Here is an 11,609-nt window from a genome sequence, read left to right as displayed (position 1 = left end):
ACGCTGCATTTTTTTTGCAGGCAGGGAGAAATGATGGACCAGTTAATCATCAATGCAAATTTAAGAGAAAAACGCTTCGCTTTGGTGAAGAATGGCGAGGTTGAAAAAATATATATCGAGCAGCCAGGCCAGCAATCATTGGTCGGCAATATTTATCTTGGCATCGTAGAAAAAGTAATGCCAGGAATGAATGCTGCATTCATTCATTTTGGCGAAGGGATAAGCGGTTTCTTGCAAAAAGACCGGCTGCCCTCCTTTATACTTTCAGACGATGATAACAAGTCAAACCGCCCAATTGGAGCCTTTGTCCACCAGGGAGAAAAGCTGTTGGTGCAGGTGGAAAAGGATGCAGCAAGCAGGAAAGGTGCACGGCTGACAGGGGTTATTGAGCTTCCTGGAAAGAATATCATCTATATGCCAAAGGGAAAATACATAGCAGTGTCAAAAAAGGCAGAATCCACCCAAACCAGGGCGAAATGGAGAGAGTTTATAAGCCAGGTAAAGACTTCCGAGGAAGGCATCATTTTCCGAACAGAAGGTCTGGGTCAGCCAGAGGAAATCATCATCCGGGAGCTGGAGCAGCAGCGAAGTCAGTATGCTGAATTGCTGAAAAAAGTCTCCACAATGAAAAAACCGGGACTCATTTTCAACAGAGATTATTTTTTTGAACAGGCACTATCTGCGCTTGCATCTGTCAGAAATGGTGCTGTGATAGTGGATGATCTGGCGTTCAAGAAAAAAATCGAACCTTATATTCCCGCAGCTATTGAGCTTGAATTTTATCATGAAAAACAAGCTATTTTTGCTGGCTATAACATCGAAGCGGAGATGGAGCGGCTGCTGAAACGAATTGTGTGGCTGGATAAAGGTGCCTATATGGTCATCGACCAGACCGAGGCTTTTGCGATCATCGATGTAAACACAGGCAAATTTTCCGGTAAAACCGATTTGCGGGACACAGTCATGGAAACGAATAGGAAGGCAGCGATAGAAGCGGCGCGGCAGCTGAGGCTCAGGGACATAGCCGGCATTATATTGATCGATTTTATCGATATGCAAAGCGATGACGAGCGGGACAGAGTATGGAAAACACTTCAAAAAGAATTGATCCATGATGAACGCAGAACCCGGATTGTCGGTTTCACGGAACTTGGAATTCTTCAGCTAACAAGGAAAAAGACGAAACAGTCAATGGCCGAAACACTGACAGAAGCATGCGGGACATGCGGCGGCTCGGGGCAGGTGCTAAGCTCAGAAACAATTGCTTACAGGCTTGAGCGTGAACTGTGGGAATACAAAAATTCGGACTATGAGGAAATCCTTATTGCGGCAACAAATGAAGTGATGGGACATTTTTGTGGAGACGGAGATATTCATAAATCGAGGCTTGAAACAGCACTTGGCTTTAAAATTAAATTCTCGGTGTCAACAGCGGCGAAGCCTTTTTATAAAATTCTTCAAGCTGGTGCTTCGACGACAGAACAAGATTAAATCAAAGACGATTGAATACAGGTTGACATTTATGCAAGGCATATGATAGTATTTTAATGTTATTGTTTGTAGCACCCGTGCTACAACCGCTCACAACAGGTCATTAAGCTTTGCGATCTGCAAACGCCTGCTGATGGCGAGTCTGAGTCTAATGAGGAGGTGCACTGGAATGTACGCAATTATCGAAACTGGCGGCAAGCAAGTAAAGGTAGAAGAAGGTCAAGCAATCTACATTGAAAAGCTAAACGCTGCTGAAGGCGAAATGGTAACTTTTGATAAAGTTCTTTTTGTAGGTGGCGAGAATGTTAAAGTTGGTAGCCCAGTAGTAGAAGGCGCAACTGTAACTGCTAAAGTGGAAAAGAATGGCCGACAAAAGAAAATTATTGTTTTCAAGTACAAAGCGAAAAAGAACAATCGTAAAAAGCAAGGCCATCGTCAGCCTTTCACAAAAGTTGTGATTCAACAGATCAACGCTTAATTAAAGGCGGATTGCCATGATTACTGCAACGATTACTCGTACAAAATCCGGAAGCATCCAATCGTTTACGATTAGCGGCCACGCTGGATATGCTGCTAAAGGCAGCGACATTGTCTGTGCAGGGGTTTCGACCATCTCGATTGGGACAGTCAATTCCATCATTGGATTGACAGGAATCACACCGGACATTGAGCAGGGTGCAGATGGTTTTCTCCGCTGTGAAATTCCGGACAATTTGTCTGAGGATACACAGGAGAAAATTCAGCTGCTCCTCGAAAGCATGGTCATTACATTGCAATCGATGGAAAAAGAGTACGGAAAGCACATAAAATTAACCTTCAAAAAGTAGGAGGTGGAACAAATGTTAAGATTAGATCTTCAATTCTTCGCTTCTAAGAAGGGTGTAGGTTCAACTAGAAACGGACGTGACTCAATCGCAAAGCGTCTAGGCGCTAAGCGTGCAGATGGTCAATTCGTAACTGGTGGTTCTATCCTTTACCGTCAGCGCGGAACGAAAATTTACCCAGGCGTAAACGTGGGTAAAGGTGGAGATGACACTCTATTCGCTAAGGTTGACGGCGTTGTTAAATTCGAACGTCTTGGCCGCGACCGCAAGCAAGTAAGTGTTTATCCAGCAGCTCAAGAAGCGTAAGCTAAAGAGAAGCCCTAACCACTTCGGTTAGGGTTTTCTTTCTTTTCTTTAAGGTACCCTATATAATACATAATTTGCTTACGCAGAATGGCTTTTTTGTTATACTTACTTAAAGAAAGTCTCATGAGCAGGGAGAATATGTATGAAAAAAGAGTGGAATACAATTGAAGTTTTGCGTCATGAGCGCCATGACTGGATGAACAAGCTTCAATTAATTAAAGGAAATTTATCGCTGAATAAAGTGGACCGGGCTAAAGAGATCATTGAAGAAATTATCATGGAAGCCAGGCAGGATGCAAAGCTATCAAATTTACATCTTCCTCAGTTTGCCTCTACATTGTTAACCTGCAATTGGGAGTGTCATCATTTCCAACTGGAATACGAAGTCATGAACTCCCATACCTTCCACTGCATAGATGACCAGCTGTTAACGGACTGGACAGAGCAACTTTTTGAAACATTGAATTCTTCCATAGAACCATATCAGGAAAACCATCTCTCTGTCACAATTGAACCACAGGAGAAAGGAATCGGGTTCTTTTTTGATTTTAGCGGAATAATAAAGGATAAAAATCGCCTAGTAAGCTTTCTCGATCAGCAACCAGGAAAGAATCTGGAGATCATCTCGGCTGGAATGCTCGAAGGAGAACTGACAATTGAAGTTTTCATGAAAACACTCTAGGAAAACAGTAATAGCGAAAACTAAATTCAGACAGGTGGTAATGACATAATGTTTGTCGATCAAGTGAAAATTTATGTAAAAGGCGGGGACGGCGGCGATGGCATGGTCGCGTTCCGGCGTGAAAAATATGTACCGAAGGGCGGCCCTGCTGGCGGGGATGGAGGCAACGGCGCAAATGTAATTTTCCAGGTAGAGGAAGGGCTGCGTACGCTGATGGATTTCCGATACCAGCGCCATTTTAAGGCACCGCGCGGCGAGCATGGTATGTCTAAAAACCAGCATGGCAAAAATTCAAAGGATATGATCGTAAAGGTTCCCCCAGGGACAATCGTGTCTGATGCGGAAACGGGCGTAATTATTGCGGATTTGGTGGAGCATGGACAGCAGGCAGTCATCGTAAAGGGCGGACGCGGCGGACGTGGAAACTCACGATTCGCCACTCCTGCCAATCCGGCTCCTGAGCTTTCTGAAAAAGGCGAGCCAGGCCAGGAACGCGAAATCATGATGGAATTAAAGCTGTTGGCGGATGTAGGTTTAGTAGGTTTCCCGAGCGTTGGGAAATCGACGTTATTATCCGTAGTGTCAGCAGCTAGGCCGAAAATTGCTGAATATCACTTCACGACGATCGCTCCCAATTTGGGAATGGTTGAAACCGAGGATGGAAGAAGCTTTGTTTTGGCAGATTTGCCAGGACTGATTGAGGGAGCGCACTCCGGAGTCGGGCTTGGTCATCAGTTCCTTCGTCACATTGAACGGACAAGGGTGATCATTCACGTTATCGATATGGCAGCGACAGAAGGACGGGATCCTTACGAAGATTATTTGACCATCAATAATGAATTGAAAGAATACAATTTAAGGCTGACGGAAAGGCCGCAAGTCATTGTCGCAAATAAAATGGACATGCCGAATGCGGAAGAAAACCTCAAAGTGTTCAAGGAAAAGGTTGGGGACGAACATCTTGTTTTCCCTATCTCAGCTGTTACGAGAGAAGGTTTGCGTGAATTAATTTTTGCGGTAGCAGACCTAATTGATCAAACGCCTGAATTCCCTCTCATGGAGGAAGAAGTATTGGAAAATGATGAAACTCGAGTGATGTACAAACATGTTAAAGCAGAACAGGAATTTCAGATTACCCGTGAACCGGATGGAACATTTGTCATTTCCGGAGACAGTATTGAAAGGCTGTTCAAAATGACCGATTTTTCAAGAGATGAATCTGTCCAAAGATTTGCCCGCCAGATGCGTGGAATGGGCATTGACGATGCTCTCCGTGAAAGAGGAGCAAAAGACGGGGATACGGTCAAGTTGCTTGAATATGAATTTGAATTCGTGGAGTAGCCCTCAGGTGGTGACAGCGAGTCGGTTAGCCAGGCAATGGTTAATCGGCTTTCCTCTTTCAAGTAGGCAAGCATTCTGATGGGGTGATATGAGATGAAGCAATTTCAAGATAAAAAATTCTATCTTGTTCGGGAAGATGTCCTGCCAGAAGCAATGAAAAAAACGCTTGAGGCAAAGGAAATGATTGAGCGCGGCAAGGCGGAGTCGGTTTGGGATGCAGTCCAACGAGTCGATTTAAGCAGGAGCGCATTTTACAAATACCGTGATACTGTTTTTCCGTTTCATACGATTGTAAAAGAGCGGATCATTTCGCTGTTTTTTCAGCTTGAAGACAGGTCGGGAACGCTATCGGAACTGCTGGGCACTGTAGCGAATACCGGCTGCAATGTTTTAACCATCCATCAGACCATTCCCCTACAGGGGCGGGCGAATGTGACACTGAGCTTAAATATCACCGAAATGAGAGTGGAAATGGACGAGCTGCTCACGCGACTGAGAAAACTGGAGTTTGTTGAAAAAGTTGAAGTATTAGGAACAGGAGCTTAAAAGCAACAGGGGAGGATTGAACTTGAAAATAGGATATCTTGGACCGGAAGCAACGTTTACGGACTATGCAGTCCGGCAATTGTTTCCTGAAGCGGAGCGAATTCCGTTTGTGAGTATACCAGAATGCATGGATGCTGCAACAGCAGGGGAAATTGATGCAGCAATCGTCCCATTGGAAAATTCGATTGAGGGGTCCGTTAATCTCACCATTGACTATTTAGTGCATGAAACCGACCTTCAGATTGTAGGAGAAGCGGTGGTGCCCATCAGGCAGCATCTGCTTGTTCATCCGAACCATCTCGACAAGTGGAAGGAAGTGCAATTGATTTGCAGCCATCCACACGCACTGGCACAATGCCATAAATTTTTACATAAAGAATTCAAAGGAATCCCTCTTGAGCATATGTCATCTACAGCTGCAGCGGCTAAATTTGTACAGAGCCATCCGGAACGAAACATCGCAGCAATCGCAAACAGCCTTGCTGGTGAGGAGTATGGTTTAGCTTTGGCGCAGCAAAACATCCATGACTACAGCTATAACCATACCGTATTTGCTGTGCTGGCGAAGTCAGGCGAGACCATTTCCATCGATCCAACCGTGGAGTCCAAAACAAGCTTGATGGTTACTCTGCCTTCGGATCACGCAGGAACTTTGCATCAAGTATTATCTGCTTTCTCTTGGCGAAAGCTCAATTTGTCTAAAATCGAATCACGCCCAATGAAAACAGGGTTGGGAAAATATTTTTTCATTATTGATATTAATTTGAAAATCGATGATGTATTAATTCCTGGAGCGATTGCAGAACTAGAGGCATTAGGCTGTACGGTTAAAATGCTCGGAAGTTATTGCAGCTATAAAATTTAGAAAGATCCATCAGTGATTGATGGATCTTTTTCCTATTCTAAATCAATTAAAAAGTTCGCTTTTCTTAGCGTTAGCTCTGCTTCATCAAGCATCTTCTCCGTTGGGGCAGAAATGGTGTGCAGATGGATGCCGCCGGTTAACTCTGATAAATAAGAAGCATTGGTGGATCGTATTTTTTCGATGAATTGCTTTACTTCATAACGGTTTGAGACCATGATGGAGGCAGTTAAGTCTCCGTAAACTGGGTGTTCGATTTTTACATCTTTCACCGTAACGCCATGATCAACGAGCAGCAGAAGTTCTTCTTCCGTCCTATTAGGATCGTGAGAGCAAGCAATGGTTCGTTCTGCTCCAGTTGGCCGGGAAGCGTGCATATATAAATATCCCTGGCTTGTAGCAATGATTGGTTCATTCCTGGCTTTCAGCAGGGTAATATCTCCGACAATGACCTGCCTGCTGACATTGGCAATTGCAGCGAGCTCGCTGCCGGTAATTGGCGCTTGGCTTGCCTGCAGGCGCCTCAGGATGAAATTCCTGCGTTCATCTCCAAGGATTTTGGTAGGATTGCTCATAACCGATCTCTCCTTCGACTTCTTCATTCGAAATTCTATCATAAATCGGCTTGAAGCGAAACAGTCTTGGTTTTGGAAGCGATTAACGTCAGCACTTTCCCGAGCTCGATCACATCCTCTTCCACTGTATCTCTACCGAATGAAATCCTGAAAAACCCCTTTGCCTCCTTGCCTTTGATTCCCATTGCCACCATCGATTTTGCCGGTGTTAACATGCCGGTATGGCAGGCCGTTCCGGTTGAAATCGCGAATCCCCAGCGGTTGCATTCGAGCATGACCATTTGTCCTTCCAAACCATGCAGCGACATTCCCACAATTCCCGGCAGCTGTTTTTCCCGATCCGCACCGAATATTACAAATGATCCATTTATCTCCGCAAGTGCATGGAGGAGAGCTGTCCTTAATGTTTGGAGTCTGGCTTGGTCAGTTAGAATACGAGAATATGCTTTTTGTGCCGCTGCTGTCATCGCGGCTATTCCTGGGACATTGACTGTTCCTGGCCTGAAGCCCTTTTCATGGACTGTCCCAACAATGTATGGTTTCCAGGCAAGTTTCGGATGGACATAAGCCACACCAGTTCCTTTTGGTCCGTAAAACTTATGACCGGAAATGGACAGGGCATCGACAGAACGGGCCAGAGAATCTAAGGGTATTTTTCCAAAAGTTTGTACGCAGTCCGTGTGGATCAGGATTCCTTTTTGCCTGCAATGGGTAGCGATAGTTTTTACCGGCTGAAGTGTTCCAATTTCCGGATTTCCATGCTGAATGGAAACAAGCACAGTATCAGGTCGGACAGCATGGATGAAACTTTCAACCTTGATCAATCCGTCTTTTTCCAATGGCAGGTAGGTGACCTCCCAGCCTTCCGCCTCCAGCTTTTTCATCAGGTTATAAACGGAGGAATGTTCAGCAGCACCGGTAATAAGATGATTGCCCTTTTTTGTTTTTGCCGAAAGAAGAGCGATAATTCCGAGATAGTTCGCCTCAGAACCCCCGCTTGTAAAATAAACCCCTGCTTCTTCTACTTCAAGTAGACGTGAAAATTCCTGTCTGCAACTCTCAAGAAGATTGGCAGCTGCACTGCCTGCTTCATGAAGGCTCTGGCTGTTTCCAAAGTAATCAGTCGAGGCTTTGAGATAAATATCGGCAGCATCCCGGTCAAGCGGGCAAGTTGCTGCGTAATCGAAGTATTTCATAGCGAGCTCCTCTGCATTCATTATTTAGGTTCTGGTTTCAGGATGTGAAACATGTGCCTTTAAATAAAAGTTCTTGTCAATAGTGTAAAACTGTGTAAATATATATGTCAAGACACCTGTTAATCCAGGAGGATAACAATCTATGAAACAATTTGACGTAATTATTATTGGCAGCGGTATTGCTGCTTTGCAGTTGGCCAATAAGTTAACGAAGGATTTAAATGTGATTATTCTCACAAAAGAGGAGCTGACTTCAGGAAATTCTTACCTCGCCCAAGGTGGTGTCGCAGCAGCGGTTGCTCCAAATGACGATCCCTACTTACATTATCTCGACACGTTAGAAGCAGGCGCCCACCATAATGATCCGGAAGCTGTTAAGGAAATGACCAAAAAAGCACCTGAGCTGATCAATGGCTTATGGCAATCAGGCTGCCGGTTTGATGATGATGGGAAAGGCAAGCTGCTTTTGGGAATGGAAGGAGCCCATAGCAAAAACAGAATCGTCCACAGTGGCGGAGATGAAACCGGGAAGCATCTGGTGGAATTTTTAATCGAAAGGCTGGAGGCCAACATTTCCATCGAAGTCTCCACTTTCGTTTATGAATTGGTTTTAAACAAAGAAAAAACTCGGTGTATGGGCGCAAAGGCGAAGCTTCCAGATGGAACGAATGAAATCTATATGGCACCCCATGTGGTTCTGGCTACAGGTGGTTGCGGCCAGGTATTTGCTTTTACCTCTAATGCAGAAACTGCCAGCGGAGATGGAATTGCCCTCGCCTATCGAGCCGGAGCTGAACTCGCCGATATGGAATTTGTCCAGTTCCACCCTACATTGCTTTATGTCGCAGGAAAGACGCATGGCCTTATTTCAGAAGCAGTCAGAGGTGAGGGAGCAGTTCTTGTCACGGCTGAAGGAAAAAGAATCATGGAAGGCATTCATCCGTTAAAGGACCTGGCACCGCGGCATATTGTTTCGCAAACCATTTATGATTACTCGCGAAAAGGAATCCACGTCTTCCTAGATCTATCCTCCATCCCGAATTTTGGCTCAAGATTCCCGACGGTTAGCAAGCTCTGCAGGGATCATGGGATAAATATAGAAAATGAGCTGATTCCTGTCGTACCTGGGAGCCATTTTATCATGGGCGGGGTGAAGACTGACTTACAGGGACGAACGAGCATTCGCGGATTATACGCAATAGGCGAAGTTGCTTGTTCCGGCATTCATGGCGCGAATAGACTGGCCAGCAATTCTTTATTAGAAGGCATGTTTATCGGAGGCAAGCTCGCTGACTGGATCAACAGCTACCGAGCTAACAGGGTGGACAGCAACGATATCCACATTCCTGAAAAAAACTTCTACAATGGTGAACTACCAGAACCAGAAATTCTCAAACTTTCAATGATGAACCGTACCGGGATTGTTAGGACGAAGGAGCTGCTCACAATCCAAGCAGAGTGGCTGTCACAATTTCATCTGGAAAAATGGCTTGATGCCACGATTGATTATCTATCTGCTTCAACAGTAAACAGATTATTTATGTATATTACCGCGTCCCTGATCACGTCGTCCGCTTTGGAAAGAACAGAAAGCAGGGGCGGCCATTTTCGGAAAGATTACCCTATCGAAGATAACGCCAACTGGATGAAAAAACAAATCATCCAGCAACGAATAAACAAAAAGGATGAGAAGGATGAATCTAATCAAACTTCGCTTGTTGCTCGAACAATTTTTTATTGAAGATATCGGCGAGAGGGATGTTACTAGTGAATTGATATTTGGCAATGAAAGCAGAGGAAGTCTTGTTTTACTAGCAAAGGATGAAGGGGTTTTCTGCGGAGAAAAAATCATCCGGATTGGCTTTGGCCTGCTCGATGAAAGCAGCCAGGTTATCATGAAGGTGAAGGATGGCGAAAAAGTTGGCATAGGACAGGAATTAGCCAATATAACAGGCAGGATTTCCGACCTGCTAAAAGCGGAAAGAGTCATTCTGAACCTCGTCCAGCGAATGAGCGGGATTGCAACGGAAACAGAGGAAGCAGTCCGTGCATTGGACAGCGGAAAAACGAGAGTTTGCGACACACGAAAAACGACCCCGGGGCTTCGGATGCTCGAAAAATATGCGGTTCGATGCGGCGGCGGATTCAACCATCGCTATGGATTATATGATGCCGTGATGATCAAGGACAACCACATTTCCTTCGCCGGTTCGATTCGCAATGCTGTTGAAGCAGTTCGGTCCAGCCTTGGGCATATGGTGAAGGTAGAGGTGGAAATTGAAACAAAAGACCAGCTCCTGGAAGCAATTGAGGCAAAGGTTGATTGCATCATGTTTGATAACAGAGCGCCAAAACAAATCGAAGAATGGATGGCCTATGTCCCGGAAGGCATCTTAACAGAAGCATCCGGAGGAATTACCCTTGATACTCTCGGTAGTTACAGAAATTGCGGAGTTGATTATATTTCCCTTGGATTCTTGACACATTCTGTAAAATCTTTGGATATTAGCGCTAAAGTAAAGGCGGAAACGAAAGGGGATGCACAGTATGAATATATTGGAGGCGCTCGAAGTTAAATCTAGGATGCTTCCTGAAAAATACCGAAATATGTCTGTCCAGGAGCTAGAGGATTTGATCAGGGGTATCAAGGAAAAAATGGGCAAAAAATTATTCCTACCCGGACATCATTATCAAAAAGATGAAGTCCTTCAATTCGCCGATGCGACAGGTGACTCATTAAAGCTGGCCCAGGTGGCTGCCGAAAACAAAGAAGCGGAGCATATTGTTTTTTGCGGGGTTCATTTCATGGCGGAGACAGCTGATATTTTAACAACCGAAAATCAGAAGGTTTACCTCCCAGATATGCGAGCTGGCTGTTCAATGGCGGATATGGCAAATATTTATCAGACAGAAAGAGCCTGGGAATTCCTTCAGGTACTGTTTGGCGATACCATTTTCCCTTTGACGTATGTGAATTCCACAGCAGCGATTAAATCATTTGTCGGCGCAAATGGTGGGGCAACTGTTACATCGTCCAATGCGGAGAAGATGGTTCGCTGGGCTTTTTCAAAAAAAGACCGCCTGCTATTCCTTCCAGACCAGCATTTAGGCAGGAATACTGCTTTTACTATCGGGATCGGGCTTGATGAAATGGCCGTATATAATCCAGTTGAAAACATTCTTGAGTACGACGGTCCTCTTGAAAAAGTGAAGGTAATCCTCTGGAAAGGACATTGTTCGGTCCATGAGAATTTTACCGTCAAAAACGTAGAAGAGGTCCGTCAAACATACCCTGATATGAAAATCATTGTCCATCCGGAATGCCGTCGTGAAGTAGTAGAACTGTCTGACATGGCAGGATCGACTAATTATATTATTGAAGCAATAAAAACGGCCTCTGCAGGCTCATCATGGGCCATTGGGACAGAAATGAATTTGGTAAACAGGCTGATAGCACAGCATCCTGATAAGCACATCATTTCGTTGAACCCTCATATGTGTCCATGTTTAACGATGAACAGAATCGACCTGCAGCATCTTGCCTGGAGTCTTGAATCGGTTTTCTCAGGCCAGGAGATCAACCTGATAAAAGTTGATGAAGAAATTGCATCGAACGCAAAGCTTGCCTTAAATCGCATGCTTGTACAATCATAATTGGCATCCTTCTCATATTGAGGAGGATTTTTTTCAAAATTAGACAGTATTAAAATTCTTTGAGAATTGTCCAGCTCCAGCGCCTAGCCCCTCGAGTCGCTTCGGTCCTGCCAATGAAGTCAAAGAACGACT

13 protein-coding genes and 1 other annotated feature are annotated in these 11,609 nt (G+C 44.8%); of the genes, 11 read left to right on the top strand and 2 right to left on the bottom strand.

Features of this window, described 5'->3' with window-relative positions; genetic code table 11:
- The first annotated feature begins 30 nt into the window (after positions 1 to 30).
- The 8 genes from UB32_RS08705 (at position 31) to pheA (ending at position 6,055) form a co-directional block, all read left to right on the top strand.
- Complete coding sequence (locus UB32_RS08705; protein ID WP_241768458.1) at positions 31 to 1,491, top strand: Rne/Rng family ribonuclease; 1,461 nt, start codon at positions 31 to 33, stop codon at positions 1,489 to 1,491.
- Between the two features lie 74 nt (positions 1,492 to 1,565).
- Positions 1,566 to 1,645 (top strand) — a sequence feature (ribosomal protein L21 leader region).
- Between the two features lie 15 nt (positions 1,646 to 1,660).
- On the top strand, positions 1,661 to 1,969 hold the full coding sequence (gene rplU / locus UB32_RS08700) for a 50S ribosomal protein L21 (protein ID WP_044392950.1): 309 nt from the start codon (positions 1,661 to 1,663) through the stop codon (positions 1,967 to 1,969).
- Positions 1,970 to 1,985: 16 nt separating this feature from the next.
- Positions 1,986 to 2,318 carry a ribosomal-processing cysteine protease Prp gene (locus UB32_RS08695; RefSeq protein ID WP_044392949.1) on the top strand — a complete coding sequence of 111 codons (333 nt, stop codon included), beginning with the start codon at positions 1,986 to 1,988 and terminating at the stop codon, positions 2,316 to 2,318.
- 12 nt (positions 2,319 to 2,330) lie between these two features.
- Positions 2,331 to 2,621: a 50S ribosomal protein L27 gene (gene rpmA, locus UB32_RS08690; RefSeq protein WP_044392948.1), complete on the top strand. Its 291-nt coding sequence runs from the start codon at positions 2,331 to 2,333 to the stop codon at positions 2,619 to 2,621.
- A 142-nt stretch (positions 2,622 to 2,763) separates the two neighbouring features.
- Positions 2,764 to 3,303, top strand: a complete 540-nt coding sequence (locus tag UB32_RS08685; RefSeq protein WP_044392947.1) for a Spo0B C-terminal domain-containing protein — start codon at positions 2,764 to 2,766, stop codon at positions 3,301 to 3,303.
- 48 nt (positions 3,304 to 3,351) lie between these two features.
- A complete protein-coding gene (gene obgE, locus UB32_RS08680; protein WP_044392944.1) occupies positions 3,352 to 4,644 on the top strand; it encodes a GTPase ObgE in 1,293 nt (430 codons plus the stop codon).
- A 93-nt stretch (positions 4,645 to 4,737) separates the two neighbouring features.
- Entirely contained in the window at positions 4,738 to 5,190 is a 453-nt protein-coding gene (locus tag UB32_RS08675) for an ACT domain-containing protein (RefSeq protein WP_044392942.1), read from the top strand.
- 22 nt (positions 5,191 to 5,212) lie between these two features.
- On the top strand, positions 5,213 to 6,055 hold the full coding sequence (pheA, locus tag UB32_RS08670; protein ID WP_044392940.1) for a prephenate dehydratase: 843 nt from the start codon (positions 5,213 to 5,215) through the stop codon (positions 6,053 to 6,055).
- Positions 6,056 to 6,087: 32 nt separating this feature from the next.
- Here the strand turns inward: pheA and UB32_RS08665 are convergent, their stop codons facing one another.
- Complete coding sequence (locus UB32_RS08665) at positions 6,088 to 6,627, bottom strand: transcription repressor NadR (protein WP_044392938.1); 540 nt, start codon at positions 6,625 to 6,627, stop codon at positions 6,088 to 6,090.
- Positions 6,628 to 6,665: 38 nt separating this feature from the next.
- The gene (locus UB32_RS08660) at positions 6,666 to 7,823 is read right to left on the bottom strand and encodes an IscS subfamily cysteine desulfurase (RefSeq protein ID WP_044392936.1); all 1,158 of its coding nucleotides are present in this window, start codon (positions 7,821 to 7,823) and stop codon (positions 6,666 to 6,668) included.
- A 142-nt stretch (positions 7,824 to 7,965) separates the two neighbouring features.
- Between UB32_RS08660 and nadB the strand changes: the two genes are divergently transcribed.
- From nadB to nadA, 3 genes are read left to right on the top strand one after another with little or no spacing between them, the layout of a single operon-like run.
- Positions 7,966 to 9,564: an L-aspartate oxidase gene (nadB, locus tag UB32_RS08655; RefSeq protein WP_044392934.1), complete on the top strand. Its 1,599-nt coding sequence runs from the start codon at positions 7,966 to 7,968 to the stop codon at positions 9,562 to 9,564.
- Positions 9,518 to 10,399, top strand: a complete 882-nt coding sequence (gene nadC / locus UB32_RS08650; RefSeq protein WP_044392932.1) for a carboxylating nicotinate-nucleotide diphosphorylase — start codon at positions 9,518 to 9,520, stop codon at positions 10,397 to 10,399. Before nadB ends, nadC begins: the two co-directional genes overlap by 47 nt.
- Entirely contained in the window at positions 10,371 to 11,477 is a 1,107-nt protein-coding gene (gene nadA, locus UB32_RS08645; protein WP_044392931.1) for a quinolinate synthase NadA, read from the top strand. Before nadC ends, nadA begins: the two co-directional genes overlap by 29 nt.
- Positions 11,478 to 11,609: the final 132 nt, after the last annotated feature.

The organism is Mesobacillus subterraneus, from assembly GCF_000934845.1.
Classification (GTDB): Bacteria; Bacillota; Bacilli; order Bacillales; family Cytobacillaceae; genus Mesobacillus; species Mesobacillus stamsii.
This window is presented reverse-complemented; position numbering and strand designations above follow the sequence as displayed.

Bases quoted from the DNA above. Each gene is read 5' to 3' on its own strand.
- UB32_RS08695 (WP_044392949.1), top strand. From the start codon at position 1,986: ATGATTACTGCAACGATTACTCGTACAAAATCCGGAAGCATCCAATCG.
- UB32_RS08675 (WP_044392942.1), top strand. From the start codon at position 4,738: ATGAAGCAATTTCAAGATAAAAAATTCTATCTTGTTCGGGAAGATGTC.
- rplU (WP_044392950.1), top strand. From the start codon at position 1,661: ATGTACGCAATTATCGAAACTGGCGGCAAGCAAGTAAAGGTAGAAGAA.
- UB32_RS08705 (WP_241768458.1), top strand. From the start codon at position 31: ATGATGGACCAGTTAATCATCAATGCAAATTTAAGAGAAAAACGCTTC.
- obgE (WP_044392944.1), top strand. From the start codon at position 3,352: ATGTTTGTCGATCAAGTGAAAATTTATGTAAAAGGCGGGGACGGCGGC.
- nadB (WP_044392934.1), top strand. From the start codon at position 7,966: ATGAAACAATTTGACGTAATTATTATTGGCAGCGGTATTGCTGCTTTG.
- nadC (WP_044392932.1), top strand. From the start codon at position 9,518: ATGAATCTAATCAAACTTCGCTTGTTGCTCGAACAATTTTTTATTGAA.
- UB32_RS08660 (WP_044392936.1), bottom strand. From the start codon at position 7,823: ATGAAATACTTCGATTACGCAGCAACTTGCCCGCTTGACCGGGATGCT.
- UB32_RS08685 (WP_044392947.1), top strand. From the start codon at position 2,764: ATGAAAAAAGAGTGGAATACAATTGAAGTTTTGCGTCATGAGCGCCAT.
- UB32_RS08665 (WP_044392938.1), bottom strand. From the start codon at position 6,627: ATGAGCAATCCTACCAAAATCCTTGGAGATGAACGCAGGAATTTCATC.
- rpmA (WP_044392948.1), top strand. From the start codon at position 2,331: ATGTTAAGATTAGATCTTCAATTCTTCGCTTCTAAGAAGGGTGTAGGT.
- nadA (WP_044392931.1), top strand. From the start codon at position 10,371: ATGAATATATTGGAGGCGCTCGAAGTTAAATCTAGGATGCTTCCTGAA.